The organism is Paenibacillus agaridevorans (genome assembly GCF_003112455.1).
Lineage (GTDB): Bacteria > Bacillota > Bacilli > Paenibacillales > Paenibacillaceae > Pristimantibacillus > Pristimantibacillus agaridevorans.
The window spans coordinates 303,456-323,890 of the sequence record NZ_BDQX01000458.1; the positions used below are offsets into that span (position 1 = coordinate 303,456).

The window sequence follows — 20,435 nt, forward strand, 5'->3', positions numbered from 1 at the left end:
CATGGTCATGGGATTTGTCGCGATGAACGGCATGCCGGCCGAGATCGGGGTTGCCATTGTTGTCGGCGCCAACGTAGGCACTTGCGTAACCGCGCTCTTAGCCTCGCTCGGCGGTTCGCGAGGAGGCAAGTTCGTTGCGCTCTCCCATATCGTCTTGAATGTGGGCGGGGCTCTTCTCTTTCAGCCGTTTATCGGCGAATTGACGGCTGTGTCCGGCGCGATTGCGCATTCGCCATCCTCCCAGATCGCGCATGCGCAGACCATCTTCAACATCGTTTGCTCGCTGATCGCCCTTCCTCTCTGCTACGCCAAGTTCTGGCGGAGGCTGGACAATCGCGAGTCGAGTTGATAAGTTTGGCTAATTCACGTTAAGTCCAAGCAATTGCAAAGCTCCGGCGACGATACGATGATTGTTGTCGTAGCCGGACTGCTTCTGCTTCCGCCATGCCTCCCGGGGTTCAAACCAGTCAACGCCGCGGATCTCCTCGACCTGCGCTTGATGCGTGCCGCCGATCGCCCTCACAAGATAATAGTGCACTTCCTTATTGACCGTGCCATGTTTGGCATGCTCATACTGGTATTTGATCTGGGCGATGGGCGCCACGATCTCTCCGCTCAGTCCCGTCTCCTCGCGAATTTCCCTTAGCGCTGTCTGCTCGACCGTCTCTCCAGGCTCCATCTTCCCCTTTGGCAGGGAAACCTTACCGTAGCGGTCCTGAATAAGCTGAACTTGAAGCTGTCCGGATTCGTTATGGCGGAATACGACCCCGCCGGCAGAGATTTCCAACATGATCCTTCCCCCTTGCACCCTTTACCCATTATTATATGCAGCAAAGGATTCCTTCATCTTCTCCGCCTTCTGACGCGAGATAGAATCGGAATCCTGATTTAGGCTTGTCAAAACGAAGCCGCCCTTGCAAACACTTAGGCTCTCAGCGCTTCCGGACGATCATAACGGAATTCATGATCCTTGTCCTCGGCGGAAGCTTCAACAGCATCTCCCCGACGCGGCTCCAGGACCCTGACGAGCTGTCCACGGCATTCGTTGACGCCGGCTTCCGTTATCTTTACGCGGCATAGCTGACCGATCAGCTCTTCCGATCCTTCGAATACGACCTGGATATAATTGTCCGTATATCCCATTACAGAACCCGTTCCCGGAGCTCCCTTGTAATCTCGCTCCGGAATAACGTCCAACACGGCTCCGACATGCTGCTCTGCATACTTCAGCTGCATTTTCTCGGATAAATCGATCAGCTTGTGAACACGTTCGTTTTTCAGCTCTTCGTCGACCTGATCCTCCATGCGCGCTGCAGGCGTACCCGTACGTTTGGAATAAGGGAATACGTGCATTTCGGCGAAACCCATCTCCTCCATGAAGCGGTATCCGCTCTCGAACATCTCATCCGTCTCTCCTGGGAAACCAACAATCACATCCGTCGTAATGGCCACGCCAGGCATAGCTTCGTGCAGCCGCTTGATTTTCGCGGCGAATTGCTCCGTCGTATATTTGCGGCGCATCCGTTTAAGCACGGAATCCTCGCCCGCTTGCAACGGGATGTGAAGATGGCGGCACATTTTGCTGGAACGGTTCAGGACATCGATCATGGCGTCGTCAATCTGGCTCGCCTCGATGGAGCTGATGCGAATCCGCTCCAGACCTTCCACTTTATCGAGATCCCACAGCAAGCTTGTCAAATTGTAATTTTCCATATCGTCGCCGTAGCCGCCGGTATGGATGCCCGTCAAGACGATCTCCTTGTACCCGGAGGCGACGAGCGCTTTCGCTTGCTCGATGACGCTTTCCGACTCGCGGCTGCGGGACAGCCCCCGCGACCATGGGATGATGCAAAACGTGCAGAAGTTGTTGCAGCCCTCTTGAATCTTGAGGAAGGCACGCGTGCGCTCTGTGAAGTCAGGTACGTCAAGCTCCTCAAAGGAACGGGTTTTCATAATGTTTCGAACAGCGTTGACCGGCTTGCGATCGGCTTGGATCTGACCCACGAACGACATGATTTTTTCGCGATCCTGCGTGCCGATAACAAGGTCGACGCCCTCGATCGCCATAATTTCCGCGGGGGAAGTCTGCGCATAGCAGCCCGTAACAGCGATAATGGCGTCGGGATTGCGCCGTACGGCGCGGCGAATAATTTGGCGGCTTTTTTTGTCCCCCGTATTCGTTACCGTACAAGTGTTGACGAGATAGACGTCAGCCGTCGATTCGAAATCGACCTGCTCGTATCCCTCGTTTTTAAATAACTGCCAGATCGCTTCCGTATCGTAGAAGTTCACTTTGCAGCCCAGTGTGTAAAAGGCGACCGTTGGCATGGTCATTCTCCTCCCATTTCTCCAGCTTCGTATAATAGGCAGGTTAATCCGACGATTCCCGCTGTCTCCGTTCTCAATATCCGTTTTCCGAGTCCCGCAATGACCGCGCCGGCTCCTTCGGCCTCCGCCGCTTCCCGCTCCGAGAACCCGCCTTCCGGTCCGACGATGAGCAAGACGGTCGGCTGTTCGCCTTCCGCCACCGCCCCCAGCTTGGTGCTCCGGAATCGCTCCGTAACCGTACGGATGCCGACGCCGTGCGCGGCATGCCCTTCGCGTTCAAAGCAGAAGATGGCGAGATCATAACCGGGAATGAGCGCCAGAAGCTCCTTCCAGCTCCTCACGGCGGCGATAGGCGGTATCCGATGCCGGTGGCTCTGCTCCGCGGCTTCCTTGGCAATCTTTCCCCACCGTTCGAGCCGCTTGGCTTCTTTTTTCGCATCGTATTGCACGACGTTGCGCTCCGATTGGAAGGGCAAAAAAGCTGCTGCGCCGATCTCCGTCCCCTTCTGAATGACAAGCTCCAGCTTGTCGCCCTTCGGCAAGCTCTGTGCAATCGTAACGAGCCAGGCAGGCTCGCTGTCCTGCGGCAATAAGCTCTTAATATCAGCTCTCACTTCCTGAGCTTCCATCTCGGAAATTGCCGCCAGCGCCGTCCTGGACGCTCCGTCGCTGACGATGATCTCATCGCCCGGCTTCATGCGCATGACGCGAACGGCATGATGGGCATCTTCGCCCGTTATCGTAACGACACCGTCGTTAAATTGCTCCGGCGCCACAAAGTATCGTTGCATGTAGAACTAACCACCTTACTTATTATCCAACCTTCATATTAGCACGTTTGACCGGACAAAATCCATTTGAATCTAGTACCAACCGCCTACCTCGGCAACCAAATCCTAAATCCGAAGATGGACTGCATCAAATCGTTTAACCCGTTGAACAACGGATACTGCAAGGATAGAATCGGATCCAGCGTCACGGCCCTGAGCGGCGGAATGAAAACGAAAAGCAAAAATAGAATCATCGCCCAATGGATGTTTTGCTCGATTTTGTATCTAAGCCGAAGCGGTAGAAATTCCGAAACGATACGGTATCCGTCGAGTGGCGGCAACGGGATCAGGTTAAAGACGAACAACAAAATATTGATCATAATAAAATAAGAAAAAAACACGATGAGCGCATCTTGAACGCCTGTCGACGCTACATGCACGACACCTGATGCGACCAATCCGTAAATAATAAACATGCCTACGACGGCCATCAATAAATTGCTCAGAGGGCCGACGGCCGACACGACGATACTCATGACTCTGCGATGCTTGAAGCGGCTGGCGTTGACGGGAACCGGCTTCGCCCATCCGAAACCCGCGATAAGCAGCAGGATACTGCCCATCAAGTCAAGATGGACCATGGGATTGAGAGTCACTCGGCCTTCCTTGTAAGCCGTGTCATCCCCGAACTTGTAGGCGCTGTACGCGTGAGCAAACTCGTGCACCGTAAATACAATCATAATAACGAGAACAATAAACGGCAGATGCTCAAGCGGATACCATAGGAAACGTTCCATTAGCCCTCCTGCGGCTTACGCGCCACAAACGCGATCCAGTCCTCGTCGCGCCGTTTTTCCACGATTTCGAACCCGGAAGCCTTAAGTCCTTTTTCCACGTCGTCTTCCTTGTTTTTGTACACGCCCGAAGCGATGTAGATGCCTCCCGGCTTAAGCGCCTCGTAGACGTCGTCGATAAACAACAAAATGATCTCGGCCAATATATTGGCAACGACAAGATCAACGGGAACCGTTACTTGCAGCGAGGACGCAGAACCCGAGTCAGCTCCGCCGTAGCGTAGAACGCCCAACAAGTCGCTAAGACGAACCTCGATCTTCTCCGACAATCCGTTCAGACTCACATTTTCCGTCGCGCTGGAGACTGCAATAGGGTCCAGATCTAGCGCGAGAATACTCTTTGCCCCGAGCTTGCACGCGCCAATGGCCAAAATACCGGAGCCCGTGCCGACATCGATCATCTCCTCCCCGCCGCGAACGACGGACTCAAGCGTCTGCAAACACAGCGCTGTTGTTGGATGCGTGCCCGTTCCGAATGCCATACCGGGATCAAGCTCGATAATCCGTTCGCCTTCTTCAGGAGTGTAATCCTCCCATGTCGGCTTGATTGTTAATGTATCGGAGACGCGAATCGGCTTAAAATATTGTTTCCAGGCCGTTGCCCAATCCTCGTCATCTACTTCGTGCCAAGCATACGCAACCTCTCCCGGATCGATTTCGAAGGTCCGCAGCTCCTCGACGCGAGGCTTCAGCTCTTCCAACAAACCATCCAGATCCGTGCCTTCCGCGAAATAACCTTTAATAACGGCCTGCCCTTCCGGAATATCGTTAAGCGGCAGCTCGTACCATTGTCCCAGCGACGTGTCGCGAGGCTTGTTAAGCGTACCGGATTCTTCAATAGAAACACCGCCGGCTCCCAGCTCGTGCAGGAAGTTGCTGATCATCTCTGTCGCTTCTTCCGTTGTGGAGATCGTAATTTCATGCCATTTCATATGTATTGCCTCCCAATTATCGTCAAAACCTACCCTCTATTGTACAACAGACTGCCTGCTGTGTACAAAAAAACAGCGTGAAGCCATCTCCGGCTAACACGCTGCTCTCCTTAAATCATAGAAATGTCCGAATCGATCTTGCCGCCTATCTGGCGGATCAAATGAATGGCGCGGTCCGCCACGGCTTCGTCAACAGACGCGGTCACCATTCCGCCTTCGCTGTAGCCGCCAATTTCGGCGGCACGCAATGCCTGCAGCTTGCGCGCCGCTTCCTTCGCTTCGCTCGCGTTCCCGAACGATGCTTGAATTTCGATCACGCTCATCGCTTACTCACCGTTCTTCATGCGGCGATCAGCCTCTGCAGCCCTCTTTTGTGCTTTTATGTCCGCCTCGTCCGCAAGCTCCTGAGAAAACTCCACGTCCTCGTTTTGTCCGATTGGCAAATCTCCGAAGTTCACCTTCTCCAGACTATTACCCAATCCATTGACATTTTTGTCGAGATGTTCAGTCATATTTAAATCCTCCTCGTATGCAACCATTGTCGTTCGCGTATAGGAACAGCAATAGCGTGCGCCTCGTTGAACTGAAATATGCAAAAAAGCACACCGCGGATTACTCTCCGCGGAATGCTTTTTTCATACGTTCGAATATGGATTCGTGATGCTCGCTTTGCTCGGCCGGGGGCTCCCCGTTCGATCCGCCGAACTGTCGAAGCAGATCCTTTTGTTCGTCGGACAGCTTGGTCGGCGTCACGACCGTCACCTTGACGTGCTGATCTCCCGTGCCGTAACCGCGCAGCTTCGGTACGCCCTTGCCCTTAAGGCGGAAATACGTGCCCGTCTGCGTGCCGGCTGGAATCTTAAGCTTAACTTTCTCCGTCAGCGTTGGAATTTCGATCTCGTCGCCAAGCGCTGCCTGCACGAACGTTAGCGGCACCTCGCAATAGATATCATCGTTCTCGCGCTCAAAGAAGTCATGCGGCTTCACCCGAATCACGATATAGAGATCTCCGGACGGGCCTCCCCGCGTGCCGCCTTCGCCCTCGCCGGTCATCCGAATTTGAGCTCCATCGTCCACGCCTGCCGGAATATTGATCTTGATCCGGCGTTGCTTCTTCACTTTGCCGGCGCCATGGCAGGTTCCGCATTTGTCGCGAATGATCTTGCCTGTGCCGCTGCAGTTCGTACATGCACGGCGGTTAACCATACGGCCAAATGGCGTATTCTGCACGACCTCCTGTTGTCCGGTGCCTCGGCATGTCGAACAGGTTTCCGGCTTCGTGCCTGGTTTGGCTCCCGATCCGTAACATGTATCGCAGGATTCTGTGCGCGGAATCGTAATTTCCGTTTCCTTGCCGAACACCGCTTCCTTGAACTCTACCGTCATCGTATATTGCAGATCGTTGCCGCGTTGGGGCGCATTAGGATCTCTCCTGCCTCCTCCGCCGCCGCCGAAGAACATATCGAAGATGTCGCCGAAGCCTCCGAAGTCGGCGCCGCCCGCGCCGCCCATTCCCTGATTCGGATCTACATGTCCATACTGGTCGTACGTCGATCGTTTCCCGTCGTCGCTAAGGACGTCGTACGCTTCTTTCACTTCCTTGAACTTGTTTTCCGCGTCCGCTTCCTTATTGACATCGGGATGATATTGCCGGGCCAGCTTCCGATAAGATTTCTTGATATCTTCCGCGGAGGCATCCTTGCCGACGCCAAGCACCTCGTAATAATCCCGTTTGTTTGCCATCCGATTCTCACCTCCGCAATGAAATCACAACATCCTCTATCTTAACACGAGAAGAAACGGTGCCGTCAATGAACATTTGACGATACCGTTTCCGATCCCGCGTGACTTCCTTATGAACCGTGAAAGAGGGTCAAAGAAGGGCGAGCCCGTTCTTTGACCCCTGTCCCGCGTTATTACTTCTTATCGTCATTTACAACTTCATAGTCGGCATCTACGACGTTGTCCCTGGCTCTCGAGCCGCCAGCATCCCCTTCTGGTCCTGCATCCGCGCCTTCGGCACCTTGAGCGGCTTGCTCGTACAGCTTAACGGAAAGTTGCTGCACGATCTCCGTCAGCTCATCCGTTGCCGCTTTGATCTGCTCCAGATCTTCGGTAGCGAGCGCCGCTGTCACTTTCTCTTTGGCCGCGTTCGCTTTTTCGATCTCGGATGGATCTACTTTGTCGCCAAGATCTTTAATCGTCTTCTCCGTGGAGTACACAAGCTGGTCTGCCGCGTTCTTCGCTTCGACAAGCTCGCGACGCTTGCGGTCTTCGTCCGCGTGCAGCTCGGCATCCTTCATCATTTGGTCGATATCAGCCTCGCTCAGGCCGCCGGAAGAAGTGATCGTGATCTTCTGGCTCTTGCCAGTGCCCTTGTCTAGCGCGGATACGTTAACGATACCGTTGGCATCGATGTCGAACGTAACTTCGATTTGCGGTACGCCGCGAGGAGCAGGCGGAATATCGCTCAGCGTAAAGCGGCCCAGCGTCTTGTTGCCGTTCGCCATGGAGCGCTCGCCCTGCAGAACGTGGATCTCAACGCCCGGCTGATTGTCCGCATAAGTGGAGAACACTTGCGACTTGCTTGTCGGGATTGTCGTGTTGCGGTCGATCATTTTCGTAAACACGCCGCCCGCCGTCTCGATGCCAAGAGACAATGGCGTAACGTCGAGCAATACGACGTCTTTTACGTCGCCTGTCAAAACGCCCGCTTGCACGGCTGCTCCGAGAGCTACGACTTCGTCCGGGTTAACGCCTTTGTGCGGCTCTTTGCCGGTCAGCTTCTTAACGGCTTCCTGGACTGCAGGAATACGAGTCGAACCGCCGACAAGAACGATTTTGTCGATCTGGTTTGCGGATAAGCCAGAATCGCTCAGCGCTTGACGAGTAGGTCCAAGCGTACGCTCAACAAGCCCTGCGGAGAGCTCTTCGAATTTCGCGCGTGTCAGGTTCATCTCCAAGTGCTGCGGAACGCCGTCTACCATTGTGATAAACGGAAGGGAGATCGTCGAAGTCAGAACGCCGGAGAGCTCCTTTTTCGCTTTCTCCGCTGCGTCCTTCAGTCGTTGAACGGCCGCTTTGTCCTTGGACAGGTCAATGCCTTGCTCCTTCTTGAATTCCGCTACGAGGTGATCAATGATGACTTGGTCGAAATCGTCGCCGCCCAGTTTGTTGTCGCCGCTCGTTGCTTTTACCTCAAAGAATCCATCGCCTAGCTCCAGGATGGAAACGTCGAATGTGCCGCCGCCAAGGTCATAGACCAGAATAGTTTGGTCTTCGGACTTTTCCATGCCGTAAGCAAGTGCGGCTGCTGTTGGCTCGTTGACGATCCGCAGCACTTCCAGCCCTGCGATTTTGCCCGCATCCTTCGTCGCTTGACGCTGGCTGTCGTTGAAATAAGCCGGAACGGTAATAACTGCTTGAGTTACTGTCTGGCCAAGGTAAGCTTCCGCATCAGATTTCAATTTTTGCAAAATAATAGCGGAAATTTCTTGCGGCGTAAATTCTTTATCGTCGATTTTTTCTTTGTGGTTCGTGCCCATATGGCGCTTGATGGAAATGATCGTGCGATCCGGATTCGTAATCGCCTGGCGTTTAGCCGTCTCGCCGACGACGCGCTCTCCGTCCTTTTTGAAGCCAACGACGGAAGGAGTCGTGCGGCTGCCCTCCGGATTCGGAATTACGACGGCTTCGCCGCCTTCCATTACGGCAACGCAAGAGTTTGTGGTGCCAAGGTCAATACCGATAACTTTACTCATTTGTAAATGGCCTCCTCAAAGGGTTAAATTATACTCGTAAACCTGTATAACCATCATTCTGTTAGTATCAATCAGTCCGCAGCGTTAACCGCTTACCTTCACCATCGCGGGACGAAGGACCTTCTCCTTCAGCATGTAGCCCTTCTGAACCTCCTCAACGACAATGCCTTCCTCATATTCATCCGACTCCACCGTCATAATGGCTTGATGGAACTCCGGATTAAATGGTTGGCCTACTGCTTCGATCGCCTTGAGCCCTTCGGCTTCCAGCGTTTGAAACAGCTGACGGAAGATCATGTCGATTCCCTTAGCCAAGGAGTCGTAATCGCTGTTGGACGAAGCGGCTGCCAGCGCCCGTTCGAAGTTGTCGACGATCGGAACCAGTTGATCGATCAGCTTCATGGAAGCGTATTGCGCCAGCTCTTCTTTTTCCTTCATTGTGCGGCGGCGGAAGTTGTCGAAATCCGCTTGCGCGCGTAAGTATCGCTGTTGGTTCTCCTCCGCTTGCTTCGTGAGCTCGACGTACCTTGCATCCTCCCCGGCGTTCTCGCCAGCCTCGTTCTGATCGGCGAATTCCGATTCCGTTTGTTCGGCTGTCTGTTCCAGAGTTTCCTCAGCTGCTGTATCTGTTGTTTCATTATGTTGTTCTTTGGTACTCACCCTATCACCTCCTTCGTATAATGAACGCAGGCAGCCTGTGACTGCCTCCTGCCTATTGCCTTTTACTTATACCATCTGCCTAACAGCGTCCCCATATCCTTTGAAATCAGATTGAGCAAGCTGATCACTTTGCCATAATCCATTCGGGTAGGTCCGAGAATACCGATCGTCCCGAGCGCTTCTCCGTTTATGGAATAAGTGGCCGTAATGAGACTGCAATCGCTGATGGCCTTATGGTCATTTTCCGTGCCGATACGAACCCCGATACCCGACGGGAGAGAAGAAAACATCTTCATGATGGTAGGGGTCTCGTCAAGAAGATCTAGAATCGTCTTAACCTTGTCGACATCCTTGAATTCCGGCTGTGTCAACATATTCGTCGTTCCGCTCATGAATACGCGCTGCTCCTCGTCGTTTTGAAGCGCGCTTTCGAGCACCGACAACAGCTCTTCGTAATGATCGATATGGCGCTCGAGCTCCTGTCCGACTTCCGAATGGAGCTTGGCTTTAAGGCGGATCAACGGCACGCCTACCAGCTTCGTATTCAGAATATTGACAACCTTCTGCATATCGTCCATATCCAGATTCGGCGGTATCGATATTGTGCGGTTCTCCACATGTCCCGTATTCGTAACGATGATCGCAACTGCCGATTCGGCATTTAGCGGCACCAGTCCAAAGTGCTTAAGCGACGTATGGAACAATTCTGGACCGAGCAATATCGACGTATAATTCGTCAAATTCGACAAAATCATGGCCGTTTGCTGAATAACCTGCTCCATCTGATTCAGCTTATCCGCAACAAATGATTTCATTAATCCCAGCTCATTGACGTTCACCTCGCCAAGCTTGACCAGATGATCGACATAATAACGATAACCTTTAGTGGAAGGTACGCGTCCGGCGGACGTATGGGGCTGCTCCAGAAATCCGAGCTCCTCCAGATCTGCCATCTCGTTGCGAATCGTGGCCGGGCTGAATCCGACATCTCCGCGCTTTGAGATGCTGCGCGAGCCTACAGGTTCTGCCGAACGGATATAGTCGTCTACAATGGCGTTTAATATCATACGCTGTCGTTCCGTCAACATATCCAAACCCTCCTCCGATTCTCTTCGCGGGAAGGAGTGTTCCCCTTCCTCGTTAGCACTCAACTCTAATGAGTGCTAATCACTATTACAAAAATACCAAACAGCTCTGACGATTGTCAAGTCGGTTCGGCATTTTCGGATAATATTTTCATGCGGCGGCGCAGCAGCCCGGAAGCTCCCGTCAAGAGCGGAATGGCGACGAGATGGATCATGGCATAGCCGCCCCATACTTTTTGGATGACCTCGCCGATATAGACGCTGTTCACGTAAGTGTTCCATGCGACGAGCAGCAAGACGACGGCGATCGGATAGACGGCATAGCTGGCGCTCTTTAGTCCCAGTATCGTCTTCATTCCTTGCATCATTGAGAAAAACAACATCATCGTCTTCAGGAAAAACGTCATGATCCATAAAGCGATGAGTATGCCTTCTATCCGCTGCAGGAAATTGCCCAAGCTGATCGTCTTCGCCAAAGCATAGGCCGGGAAGGTACTGTTGGCGGATTGTTCGATGCCCAGAATCAGGACGCTGAACAGCACGACGGACACCAGCAGCAGATGGCCGAAGGTCAGGCCTCCCAGAAACGCCCCCTTCCAATTTCGAAGGCTTGCAAGCTGCGGCACGAATACGACCATGACGATAAGTTCCTGGAACATGGACGCATGGAAGCCAGCCGTCAATACCGGACCAAGCCCCCCTTCCAGCACCGGAGCGATGTAATCCCACTCGATCTGGGGAAGAAGAGCCAGAATGAGCACCATAAAAAAAAATAAAATCCATGGAAACATCAATTCTCCCAGCCTCGCCAGAACGACGATGCCCGTCTTGGCGCACATGACGCAAGCGGCCAGGAACAGAATTTGCACGATGTCGATAGGAGTATCGGGCAGCACCTCGCTTGTCACAAAGAAACCGAGATTGCCGAGCAGCGTGCCCGCAAGGATCAGAAAATAAACAAAATAGAGGAGGGACACGGCTTTCCCCGCCCACTTGCCGAACGCCTTCTCGAACATGCCGAACAAATTCTGTCCGGGGAACAGTTTGACCAGGCCGATATACATGGCTGCCATGCCGAGGTTTATCATGTAGCCCGCCAAACCGCCCAGCCACGCGTCTTCCCTGGCCGTCGCCGCAAGGCCTGAAGGCGTAACCAATATGGATGTACCGACCGTCAGCCCGAATGTCAATATAAAAAACTGTCTGCTGCCCACTCCAGATTTGCCCACCTTCTCACCTCTCAGATCTCGCCTTATGGCAGCATGGCATTGATTGGCGCGCAGAACACCCTGATGATTTCCATTGGCCTCGGCAGCTGCAACCCTGCCCATTCCGCGCCCATGGCGGCCGTCGCGACCAGCCAGACGGCGACAAAACAAGCTTTGTCCCGCTTGGACTTCAAAGCTTTAAGCTGAGGCCATTCCAGCAAGAGCACGAGAGGCATTAGCAGCGTAAGCGTCATGCTCCAGTTCATTGGCCCTCCATATCCTTCTTCAAAGGCTGAAGAATAGAGCCGACTTTGCGCAAGGCCACTTCCACGTTGACTTCGATTTTCGCCGTTTTGAAGTAGCTGTCCCACTCGCTTTTGTATTTGGCCCACTCCTTGGGCATTTGCCTGTGAAGCGCTTCGCCGAAACCATAGATGTCCGATGCGAACTTGCGCTGGACTTCGCGGATGTTGGAGGCCGTATTGCCGCGCGCCAGATCCTCCAGCTCCTTCTCGATCAAAGTAATGGAGCCCGGATCCGACAGATCCAGCTCGCACTGCACATCATCCACGTTCGCTTCGAGGACATGCCTGACCTTGAAAGCAGGCTTGCCGTCTTCTCCCTTTACCGCTTTGATGGATGTTTTGGACTGCATAATGCTTACGCCGATACTCCCCTTGCCTCTTCCGGGACACGGAACGAACCCCGTCGTGCCGGATACGTTGTTGATCATGTAATTGACGGTTTTACTGTCATCCTCGCCAAGCCAGCCTACGAGCTTGTCCTTGCGGAACACGGCCAACCCTTCATGCTTGAGCATCGTCTCCGGACGAATCTCGCGCAGGAAGTCGTTGTTTCTCCCCTTCTTTTTGTCGCCTTCGACCCTCACGCCGGACAAGACGGGATTGGAGCCGCCGCGGTCCAGGACCGTGATGAAGTGCTGTAGCTTAATTCGGCCCGTCGCCGCCCATTTTTTGTTAGACACCATGATCGAAGAGAAAAGCGATTCGGCGGGTATCTTTTCGAAGGGAGTCACGACGCTGAGCACGTCTCTAGCCTTCGAGCCCTTGGCCACCAACATGTAGAAGTCGTTGCGAAGATCGTGTTCGCGGGCTGCATAATCCAAAACGTCGATCAGTCCTTTCCTGGCAAGCGATTCGCCGAATACCATCACTCTCAAATGGGACAGGTACAGCTGCCTTGGCACCTTGCCCAGCATGCGCTGAAGAGCGTCCGGAATGGATACTCCCTTCTCCGTGTAGGTAACGACCGACGCGGAGCCGGACGAACTCCGCTGCGATCTGACCTCGTTGGGATTCACGACCTGCGCGGTCACCAGATAACCCGTTTCTTCCAGGTCCACGCCTAACGCGACGACGACGGCTAGATCGTTCAGCTCTCGCCTGTTCCAGCAGCCGGTCAACAGCGACGCATGCAGCAGCAACCCCGCGAGCATCAGGCCCCGCAGCCGCTCTTTCATGACGAACCCTCGGAAGGTCTTGCGGGATCAGGCTGCTTCTTAAGGCTGCCGAAGTATTTGCGGGCGAAAGGCCTCATCAATCGGACCAGCGCATCCTTTTGGTCCGACAGCCGGAACGGGGCGAACGACGTCATATAAGGCACGCCCATGGACTCCAGTTTGCACAGATGGAGACCCAGCATGATGAGGAGAACGATTATGCCGTAGAGGCCAAACAAGGCCGACAACACCATGAACGGGAATCGAAGGAGCCGCGCCGATATGCCGACGTTGAACGCCGGCAAAGCGAAATTGGAGATAGCCGTAATCGACACGACGATGACCATTGCGGCCGATATTAACCCCGCTTCTACGGCAGCTTGCCCAATGACGAGCGTGCCCACTATGGAGACGGATTGTCCGATCGACTTCGGCAATCGGATGCCCGCTTCCCGCAATATTTCGAACGTGATCTCCATGATCAAAGCTTCGATGAACGCCGGGAACGGAATGCCCTCCCGCTGTCCAATAAGGCTGAGAAGCAGATTGGGCGGGATCATCTCCTGATGGTACGTGGTAATCGCAATATAGAAGGATGGCGTAAGCAAGGCGATCGCAAAACAAAAATAACGCAGCAGCCGCACGAGGCTCGCGAAATCGCCGCGTTGATAATAATCCTCGCTGGACTGGAAGTAATGCATGAACAAAGCGGGAACGACAAGGACAAACGGACTGCCGTCAACCAGAATCGCGATCCGTCCCTCCAGAAGGGCCGACGAGATAACGTCCGGACGCTCCGAGTTGTACACCGTGGGGAAAGGACTGTACCTTTGATCCTGAATCATCTCTTCGATGTAATTGCTCTCCAGAATGCTGGGCAGATCCGCCTTCTCCAGCTTATCGTAAAGCTCCCGCAGGATGTTCGGATCAGCCTTACCGTTCATATACATGACCACGACGGAAGTTCGCGTCTCCTCGCCCATGCGGAAGTACCGCATGCGGAGCGACGGATTCTGAATCCGTCTACGTATGAGCGCGGTATTGTCGGAGATCGACTCCGTAAACCCTTCCCTCGGACCTCGCACGACCGATTGCGAGGTCGCTTCCTGCACGGCTCGCTGTTTCAAATTTTGCGTTCCCGCTGCAAGCGCTTTGGCGAGTCCGTCCAAATAGACGACGGTTCCTCCTGCCAGCAAACAAACGGAGGCGGCGCCGAGAGAATCGATCTCCATGATACGTCCTTCGGACAAAGTGTTGATCTTGAGTTCCCGAAGAGCCTGACCCGGCGAAACGCCATTCTCTCCTTCCCGAGTCCGGTCTTCGTTTTTCGCTTCCATCAAGGAATCAAGAATGCCGCTGGGATCGGCCAATCCTTCGACATAAACGACCAATCCGCCAATTCCCGCGAACTGCACCTCTCTGTATACGATGTCCGAGCTGTCGCCCATCAGTTCGATGATGGCTTCCTGAAATTCGTTCAATGATTCGGGCAATCGAAGATCGGGATCGTTTCCCTTCGACTCGTACGCGTTCATGACGTTCACCTCTTGTTGGATTGGTCGCGTTGCAGGAGCCACGTCTTCATAACATTTCCTATACGATTGAAAATATGACAACCTTGGGCGAATTGTCTCGCATACGCTTCATGAGTCAATAGCGGCGATTACCTGAAGTTCGGATGAACGAAACAAACTTTTTCACTTCATTCGGCCTCGCCGTCCCTCCCGCGCACACAAAAAAAGCTCCTCGATCGGCTGCTTACCCGGTCGCGAAGCTTATGATTCAATCATTGCATTAGTCCAGTTCCCTCAGCACGGCGATCTCGTCGCACGCATTTTGCTTGGGGCAATTGACGCAATCCGTCCATACCTTTTCGGGAAAAATCTCCTTCTCCACGATCGTAAAGCCATTGCGCTCAAAAAATTTGTCCGCATAGGTCAGCGCCATGACCTTGGTAATGCCTTGCGCTTTCGCTTGCTCCAGAAGTTTCTCCACAAGCTTGCTTCCAATACCGAGGCTCTTGTATCCATCCGTAATGCCAAGTGACCGGATCTCGACAAGATTGTCTCCCAGCTTCGTCAGCGCGCCGCAGCCAACCACTTCACTGCCGATCTCCGCCACGACGAACGTATCTATTATTCGAGTCAGGGCTTCGCGTGTACGCGGCAGCATAATGCCTTGTTCGGCGTAGCCTTGAATCAATTCATACAGCTTCTCTACATCTTCCGTCGTTGCTTTCCTGCAAAATACTTCCACTGCTTGCATATCTGCCTGCACCTCCACGAATCCCCGAATTAAGCTACATTTGGAATATGAATAAATATACATCAAAACGAATTAATTCTCAATAGCTATTTTCACTGGAAGGGTCGCCTATTTAAGCCAATGTATGCTGAAACGGGCACGTTTCGTCTATGTCGTTATAAATGCACCGAATACTTCGTTGCCAAGCAGAATGCCTCGATCGGTCAGACGGTAGATGGTATCTCCATTCTCCTCAATCCGCTCCATCAAACCGTTCGCAAGCTGCTTCTCCAGCGTCTCGCCGAACACGAGCTCCATCCGTTGTCCGGGAAACTGTTCCTGAAAGCGCGAGACCGGAACGCCTTCAAGCAGACGCAGCCCCACCATCATAAAGTCCTCCATCGCTTCACGTTCCGAAACCTCGAACGTCTCCAGTCTGGGGAGCTTGACTGCAGCAGCGTCAATATAAGGCTGAACGCCCTTCAGATTGATATGCCGCGTACGATTGCTGTACCCGTGAGCCCCGGCACCAAGACCATAATACGGTTCATTGCGCCAGTAGGTGGAGTTATGCCTGCTCTCAAACCCCGGTTTGGCAAAATTGCTGATCTCGTAGTGGCGATAGCCACCCTCTTGCAGCTTCTTCATTAATAGAAGAAACATCTCGTACTCCTCTTCTTCGGGAGGAAGCGGCAATTCATTGCGCTCGTACAGCTTGTGAAACAGCGTATTTTCCTCCACCTTAAGGCTGTACAGCGAATAATGCGGCAGCTTTAGTGCCATTGCCCGGTCGACGCTGTCCGACAAATGCTCCAGCGTCTGACCTGGCAAGCCGAACATCAGATCGATCGACAAATTATCGAAGCCCACCTGACGCGCATTTTCCAGACTCCGATAGACATCGTCTACATTATGAATACGTCCGATACGCTCCAACAAGCTATTATCGAACGATTGAACGCCGAAGCTGATCCGGTTCACGCCGCCTGCCCGCATGGCGCCAAGCTTGTCTATATCGGTTGTGCCGGGATTCGCCTCCATGGAGAACTCCACGTTATCCGCAAGCGGGAAATGCGTCGATACTGCTTTCAGGAATCTCTCCATCTGCGGCGGCGTCAATACCGTCGGAGTCCCTCCGCCAACAAATACCGTGTCTATCACCTCGGGACGCAGCGTCTCGACGGTTGTAATCATCTCTTGCTCCAGCGCGTCGAGATATTGATCGACGGGCTGTCCCCTTAGCACATACGACGTGAAGTCGCAGTAGTGGCATTTGTTCGTGCAGAACGGGATGTGTATATAGAGCGAGCGCGGCGCCCGCGCTGTCGCGAGTTGCATCGTCATTACGTTTTCCCTCCCTATCACCATTTCCAACAACAGATCGAAGTTCTGTATATCTTGAAAAATTGAACAGAGGAGAGCAAATGCTCTCCTCCGTCTTACTTCAGTCATTCGAAGAACGGTTCGATCATCCATTCGACCGGAATGCAGCCTAATCCTCGTCAATCTTGAGGACCGCCATGAACGCTTCTTGCGGTACCTCAACGTTTCCGACCTGCTTCATCCGTTTCTTGCCTTCCTTCTGTTTCTCAAGCAGCTTGCGTTTCCGGCTGATGTCGCCGCCATAACACTTTGCAAGGACGTTTTTACGCATCGCCTTAACCGTCTCGCGAGCAATAACCTTCGTGCCGATGGATGCCTGGACCGGCACCTCGAACATCTGGCGCGGAATCAGTTCCTTAAGCTTCTCGCAGATGACCCGGCCGCGATTGTATGCACGATCGCGATGGACGATAACGGACAGCGCATCGACCTGCTCGCCGTTTAGCATAATGTCCATCTTTACGAGATTCGACTTCCGATAGCCGGACAATTCGTAATCGAAAGATGCATAACCCTTCGTGCTGGACTTCAATTGATCAAAGAAATCGTAGACAATTTCCGATAACGGCAATTCATAGGTCAACGTCACGCGGTTCGAATCCAGGTATTCCATGTTCACGAATTCGCCGCGTTTGCCCTGGCAAAGCTCCATAATAGCCCCAACATAATCGTTTGGCACGATAATGTCGGCTTTGACGTATGGCTCTTCTACAAAGTCCAGCTTGCCCGATTCCGGATAATTGGACGGGTTATCAATATTAAGCTGCTCGCCGTTCGTCAGCGTAACCTTGTAGATAACGCTTGGCGCTGTCGTGATGAGCGGAATATTGAATTCACGTTCGATACGCTCCTGAATGATCTCCATGTGAAGCAGGCCGAGGAAGCCGCAACGGAACCCGAAACCCAGCGCTGTCGAGGATTCCGCCTCGTAGCGAAGCGAAGCGTCGTTAAGCTCCAGCTTCTCGAGCGCCTCGCGCAGGTCATTGTAATCCTGGGTCTCGATCGGGTACAAACCGCAGTAAACCATCGGATTGATGCGGCGGTAACCTGGCAACGGTTCTGGCGCGGGACGCTTTGCTTCCGTTATGGTATCGCCGACGCGAGTGTCCTTCACATTTTTAATACCGGCGACTACAAACCCGACGTCGCCTACCGCGAGCTCGTCCACAATGGTCATTCTCGGCTTGAACACGCCGACCTCGATAACTTCGAATTCAGCGCCTGTTGCCATGAAGCGAATTTTTTTGCCCGCCTTGATGCTGCCGTCGACGACGCGAACATTGACGATAACGCCCTTGTAGGCGTCATAATGCGAGTCGAAGATAAGCGCCTTCAGCGGCCCGTCCGGATCGCCGTTCGGCGCCGGCACTTTGTGCACGATCTGCTCCAGAATCTCCTTGATGCCGATTCCGGCCTTGGCGGAAGCATGTACCGCTTCGCTGGCGTCGAGACCGATAACATCCTCGATCTCCTGCTTTACCCGATCGGGCTCCGCGCTCGGCAGATCGATCTTATTAATAACGGGCAGCACCTCGAGGTTATTGTCCAGCGCCAGATAGACGTTGGCAAGCGTCTGCGCTTCGATGCCTTGCGCGGCATCGACGACCAGCAGGGCGCCCTCGCAGGCCGCCATGCTGCGAGATACCTCGTATGTAAAGTCGACATGCCCGGGTGTATCGATTAAATTAAGGTAATATTCTTCACCATCGTCCGCGCGATAACTGAGACACACGGCTTTCAGCTTAATTGTAATGCCTCGCTCGCGCTCCAGATCCATGTTGTCCAGCACTTGGGCCTGCATCTCGCGGTTGGTCAACGCGCCGGTTGATTCCAGAATCCGGTCCGCCAGCGTCGACTTGCCGTGGTCAATATGTGCGATAATAGAAAAATTTCTTATTTTCTTCTGTCGTTTAAGAACATCAGACATCCTTCAAGCCCCCACACTCCAATAATCCAATCATTCTTCCTATTATATCAGCAACAAGGGGACACATCAATGAAAGTTAGTTGAGCAGTCCGTCGAACAGCGAAGCGAAGAACCGGATGCCTTTGCTCGATGCCGTCTGAAGGATGCCGGATGTGGAATCCGCGATTCGATTGACGGCTGCCGTATCCTCCTCGACAGGCATGCCGGGAAGACGGTTATTGTCCCTGCCGTAAGCGTCCCCGTATGCGATTCTGCGAACGTCGTCCAGCTCTTTTTCGAGCTCCGCGATCCTGCGGTCGGTCTCGTTGGCATAATATGCTCGATCTCCGCCGTTTGCGTACGGCTCCGAACCGTCCATCGGTCCGTAGATCCGCTCGATACCTGTAGTAGACATCTCGATCCCGAATAATACGATAAACGTTAGCGCTCCGCCCAGCAGAAGCAGCTTCCAAGTTTTCCGTTTCATTGCTTCACCTCCTTGCCCGATGCTTCCTCCGCTTGTCGTTCCTTCCAATGTATCGACGCAATAACTTCTGCAAGCGCGTCTGCCGTCCTGTAGGATTCCTCCAAAGTATTGTCCACGCCGCCAACCTCGATCAAAACGCTCTCGGAGGCAAGCGACTGGTTGTATTCGGCATTGCCTGTAGCAGCAGTCTTCCCCCATATCCCCCGCGAAATACCCGGATACTCCTTCTCAAGCGCGTCATGGATCTTTGTGGCAAACGCTTCATTTTCCTTCCAGTTCGGATTGCGATGCCCGATAATAAAATAAACCTGCGCGTAGCTCTTTCCGCCGATATCGACCGTCGTATATTTGCGTTTCTGGGAATCGCGATGCAGATCGAAAAAATAGGTCAGATCATTGCTTGCCGCCAGCGCCTCCTTGACCGTCTTCATGGAGTACTTGTAGCTGAGCTCCCAGCGGTAATCCTGAATAGCCGTCGGGTAATCCGTCTCGGACAACACAGATCCGATGCCATGCTCTTCGAGCTTCGAGGCAAGCCGCTTGCCGACCAAGGTTATATTCGTCGTGCTGGAGCTAGGATCTTTAGTGCCTGGTTCAAGTTCGGGATACCAGGATTCCCGGTTGTGGGAATGATAGATGAAGGCCAGCTTCTTCCCTTCGGCCGGATGTCCTCCGTCAGGTTTCGGATCCGTCGAGCCTACGTCTTCACCCCCGTTTCCGTCAGGCTGATCCGTTTCGTTGCCGCTGCCATCGTCTTCGCCGTTGGAGCCTGACGGCGTTTTCGGTTCCGGCGCCGGCTCGAAGATCGGCGAATGATCCTGCGGGCCGACAGCCGTATCCGTGCCGATGCCCTTGCGAATCAGAAAAGCGTCGCTTTGCGGCATTCCCGGCAACTCGCTGGCCAACAGACTGCCGGGATTGGCGGGATTAATATCAGTCAGTGATCGCATGAGGAACACGCTTATTTCTTTGCCAGTCAGCGAATCCGAAGGCAGGCTGCTCGCGAACGCCGGCATCTCCATCTCCAGCATGTTTCCGAACAAGCCGCTGGACACAGACGCTGCGAAACCTCTCATGGACACTGACGGCACGGCAGACGAATGCTGGTAAAGCATTGCAGCAAGTCCTAGCAATATCATAAATATGGCGGAGCTGAGCGCCATGGCTGCGAAGGCTCTGCCCGTCACAAGCAGTTCGCGGACGGGACCCGTCTCACCGCGTGCTGCGGAGTAACGTAATCCGGACAACATTTTTCGTAGACCATACATGATTTACACCCTCCCAAGGCGAAACGGATGTCGCATTCAATTGCAGGCGCAGCGCGTTTAGCAAAGTCTAGACTCTTATCAAGCCTTGTA

21 protein-coding genes are annotated in these 20,435 nt (G+C 53.5%); 1 reads left to right on the top strand and 20 read right to left on the bottom strand.

Going from position 1 to position 20,435, the window contains the following annotated elements; genetic code table 11:
• Positions 1 to 349: Na/Pi symporter (locus PAT3040_RS39420; protein WP_258235312.1), on the top strand; the 349-nt coding region annotated here is incomplete at its 5' end.
• 9 nt (positions 350 to 358) lie between these two features.
• Here the strand turns inward: PAT3040_RS39420 and PAT3040_RS35170 are convergent.
• The 20 genes from PAT3040_RS35170 to PAT3040_RS35260 form a co-directional block, all read right to left on the bottom strand.
• Entirely contained in the window at positions 359 to 790 is a 432-nt protein-coding gene (locus PAT3040_RS35170; protein WP_087567157.1) for an NUDIX hydrolase, read from the bottom strand.
• Positions 791 to 924: 134 nt separating this feature from the next.
• On the bottom strand, positions 925 to 2,328 hold the full coding sequence (gene mtaB / locus PAT3040_RS35175; protein ID WP_108996267.1) for a tRNA (N(6)-L-threonylcarbamoyladenosine(37)-C(2))-methylthiotransferase MtaB: 1,404 nt from the start codon (positions 2,326 to 2,328) through the stop codon (positions 925 to 927).
• Positions 2,329 to 2,330: 2 nt separating this feature from the next.
• Complete coding sequence (locus PAT3040_RS35180; RefSeq protein ID WP_108996268.1) at positions 2,331 to 3,119, bottom strand: RsmE family RNA methyltransferase; 789 nt, start codon at positions 3,117 to 3,119, stop codon at positions 2,331 to 2,333.
• Between the two features lie 86 nt (positions 3,120 to 3,205).
• Positions 3,206 to 3,895, bottom strand: a complete 690-nt coding sequence (locus tag PAT3040_RS35185) for a site-2 protease family protein (protein ID WP_087567160.1) — start codon at positions 3,893 to 3,895, stop codon at positions 3,206 to 3,208.
• The gene (gene prmA / locus PAT3040_RS35190; RefSeq protein WP_108996269.1) at positions 3,895 to 4,884 is read right to left on the bottom strand and encodes a 50S ribosomal protein L11 methyltransferase; all 990 of its coding nucleotides are present in this window, start codon (positions 4,882 to 4,884) and stop codon (positions 3,895 to 3,897) included. Before prmA ends, PAT3040_RS35185 begins: the two co-directional genes overlap by 1 nt.
• A 110-nt stretch (positions 4,885 to 4,994) precedes the next feature.
• Positions 4,995 to 5,207 carry a hypothetical protein gene (locus PAT3040_RS35195; RefSeq protein WP_087567162.1) on the bottom strand — a complete coding sequence of 71 codons (213 nt, stop codon included), beginning with the start codon at positions 5,205 to 5,207 and terminating at the stop codon, positions 4,995 to 4,997.
• A gap of 3 nt (positions 5,208 to 5,210) precedes the next feature.
• Positions 5,211 to 5,396: a YfhD family protein gene (locus tag PAT3040_RS35200; RefSeq protein WP_108996270.1), complete on the bottom strand. Its 186-nt coding sequence runs from the start codon at positions 5,394 to 5,396 to the stop codon at positions 5,211 to 5,213.
• Between the two features lie 100 nt (positions 5,397 to 5,496).
• On the bottom strand, positions 5,497 to 6,627 hold the full coding sequence (gene dnaJ, locus PAT3040_RS35205; protein WP_087567164.1) for a molecular chaperone DnaJ: 1,131 nt from the start codon (positions 6,625 to 6,627) through the stop codon (positions 5,497 to 5,499).
• A 173-nt stretch (positions 6,628 to 6,800) separates the two neighbouring features.
• Positions 6,801 to 8,645 carry a molecular chaperone DnaK gene (gene dnaK / locus PAT3040_RS35210; RefSeq protein ID WP_087567165.1) on the bottom strand — a complete coding sequence of 615 codons (1,845 nt, stop codon included), beginning with the start codon at positions 8,643 to 8,645 and terminating at the stop codon, positions 6,801 to 6,803.
• An 84-nt stretch (positions 8,646 to 8,729) separates the two neighbouring features.
• A complete protein-coding gene (gene grpE / locus PAT3040_RS35215; protein ID WP_108996271.1) occupies positions 8,730 to 9,305 on the bottom strand; it encodes a nucleotide exchange factor GrpE in 576 nt (191 codons plus the stop codon).
• 62 nt (positions 9,306 to 9,367) lie between these two features.
• On the bottom strand, positions 9,368 to 10,393 hold the full coding sequence (gene hrcA, locus PAT3040_RS35220) for a heat-inducible transcriptional repressor HrcA (protein ID WP_087567167.1): 1,026 nt from the start codon (positions 10,391 to 10,393) through the stop codon (positions 9,368 to 9,370).
• A gap of 116 nt (positions 10,394 to 10,509) precedes the next feature.
• On the bottom strand, positions 10,510 to 11,619 hold the full coding sequence (locus PAT3040_RS35225; RefSeq protein WP_258235313.1) for a GerAB/ArcD/ProY family transporter: 1,110 nt from the start codon (positions 11,617 to 11,619) through the stop codon (positions 10,510 to 10,512).
• 23 nt (positions 11,620 to 11,642) lie between these two features.
• Entirely contained in the window at positions 11,643 to 11,864 is a 222-nt protein-coding gene (locus tag PAT3040_RS37835) for a hypothetical protein (protein WP_181377019.1), read from the bottom strand.
• Entirely contained in the window at positions 11,861 to 13,078 is a 1,218-nt protein-coding gene (locus PAT3040_RS35230; protein WP_108996272.1) for a Ger(x)C family spore germination protein, read from the bottom strand. Before PAT3040_RS35230 ends, PAT3040_RS37835 begins: the two co-directional genes overlap by 4 nt.
• Positions 13,075 to 14,592: a spore germination protein gene (locus PAT3040_RS35235; protein ID WP_108996273.1), complete on the bottom strand. Its 1,518-nt coding sequence runs from the start codon at positions 14,590 to 14,592 to the stop codon at positions 13,075 to 13,077. The genes PAT3040_RS35230 and PAT3040_RS35235 overlap by 4 nt, the downstream gene beginning before the upstream one ends.
• 259 nt (positions 14,593 to 14,851) lie before the next feature.
• Complete coding sequence (locus PAT3040_RS35240) at positions 14,852 to 15,322, bottom strand: N-acetyltransferase (protein ID WP_087567171.1); 471 nt, start codon at positions 15,320 to 15,322, stop codon at positions 14,852 to 14,854.
• Between the two features lie 147 nt (positions 15,323 to 15,469).
• On the bottom strand, positions 15,470 to 16,645 hold the full coding sequence (gene hemW, locus PAT3040_RS35245) for a radical SAM family heme chaperone HemW (RefSeq protein WP_108996274.1): 1,176 nt from the start codon (positions 16,643 to 16,645) through the stop codon (positions 15,470 to 15,472).
• 148 nt (positions 16,646 to 16,793) lie between these two features.
• Positions 16,794 to 18,611 carry a translation elongation factor 4 gene (lepA, locus tag PAT3040_RS35250; RefSeq protein WP_108996275.1) on the bottom strand — a complete coding sequence of 606 codons (1,818 nt, stop codon included), beginning with the start codon at positions 18,609 to 18,611 and terminating at the stop codon, positions 16,794 to 16,796.
• A 76-nt stretch (positions 18,612 to 18,687) separates the two neighbouring features.
• Positions 18,688 to 19,077: a hypothetical protein gene (locus tag PAT3040_RS35255; RefSeq protein ID WP_087567173.1), complete on the bottom strand. Its 390-nt coding sequence runs from the start codon at positions 19,075 to 19,077 to the stop codon at positions 18,688 to 18,690.
• Positions 19,074 to 20,345: a stage II sporulation protein P gene (locus PAT3040_RS35260; RefSeq protein WP_108996276.1), complete on the bottom strand. Its 1,272-nt coding sequence runs from the start codon at positions 20,343 to 20,345 to the stop codon at positions 19,074 to 19,076. The genes PAT3040_RS35255 and PAT3040_RS35260 overlap by 4 nt, the downstream gene beginning before the upstream one ends.
• Between the last annotated feature and the right edge of the window lie 90 nt (positions 20,346 to 20,435).

Bases quoted from the DNA above. Each gene is read 5' to 3' on its own strand.
- PAT3040_RS35180 (WP_108996268.1), bottom strand. From the start codon at position 3,119: ATGCAACGATACTTTGTGGCGCCGGAGCAATTTAACGACGGTGTCGTT.
- PAT3040_RS35170 (WP_087567157.1), bottom strand. From the start codon at position 790: ATGTTGGAAATCTCTGCCGGCGGGGTCGTATTCCGCCATAACGAATCC.
- PAT3040_RS35240 (WP_087567171.1), bottom strand. From the start codon at position 15,322: ATGCAAGCAGTGGAAGTATTTTGCAGGAAAGCAACGACGGAAGATGTA.
- PAT3040_RS35255 (WP_087567173.1), bottom strand. From the start codon at position 19,077: ATGAAACGGAAAACTTGGAAGCTGCTTCTGCTGGGCGGAGCGCTAACG.
- PAT3040_RS35235 (WP_108996273.1), bottom strand. From the start codon at position 14,592: ATGAACGCGTACGAGTCGAAGGGAAACGATCCCGATCTTCGATTGCCC.
- PAT3040_RS35260 (WP_108996276.1), bottom strand. From the start codon at position 20,345: ATGTATGGTCTACGAAAAATGTTGTCCGGATTACGTTACTCCGCAGCA.
- PAT3040_RS35185 (WP_087567160.1), bottom strand. From the start codon at position 3,895: ATGGAACGTTTCCTATGGTATCCGCTTGAGCATCTGCCGTTTATTGTT.
- prmA (WP_108996269.1), bottom strand. From the start codon at position 4,884: ATGAAATGGCATGAAATTACGATCTCCACAACGGAAGAAGCGACAGAG.
- PAT3040_RS35230 (WP_108996272.1), bottom strand. From the start codon at position 13,078: ATGAAAGAGCGGCTGCGGGGCCTGATGCTCGCGGGGTTGCTGCTGCAT.
- lepA (WP_108996275.1), bottom strand. From the start codon at position 18,611: ATGTCTGATGTTCTTAAACGACAGAAGAAAATAAGAAATTTTTCTATT.
- hemW (WP_108996274.1), bottom strand. From the start codon at position 16,645: ATGACGATGCAACTCGCGACAGCGCGGGCGCCGCGCTCGCTCTATATA.
- PAT3040_RS35195 (WP_087567162.1), bottom strand. From the start codon at position 5,207: ATGAGCGTGATCGAAATTCAAGCATCGTTCGGGAACGCGAGCGAAGCG.
- mtaB (WP_108996267.1), bottom strand. From the start codon at position 2,328: ATGCCAACGGTCGCCTTTTACACACTGGGCTGCAAAGTGAACTTCTAC.
- PAT3040_RS35200 (WP_108996270.1), bottom strand. From the start codon at position 5,396: ATGACTGAACATCTCGACAAAAATGTCAATGGATTGGGTAATAGTCTG.
- dnaK (WP_087567165.1), bottom strand. From the start codon at position 8,645: ATGAGTAAAGTTATCGGTATTGACCTTGGCACCACAAACTCTTGCGTT.
- dnaJ (WP_087567164.1), bottom strand. From the start codon at position 6,627: ATGGCAAACAAACGGGATTATTACGAGGTGCTTGGCGTCGGCAAGGAT.
- hrcA (WP_087567167.1), bottom strand. From the start codon at position 10,393: ATGTTGACGGAACGACAGCGTATGATATTAAACGCCATTGTAGACGAC.
- PAT3040_RS37835 (WP_181377019.1), bottom strand. From the start codon at position 11,864: ATGAACTGGAGCATGACGCTTACGCTGCTAATGCCTCTCGTGCTCTTG.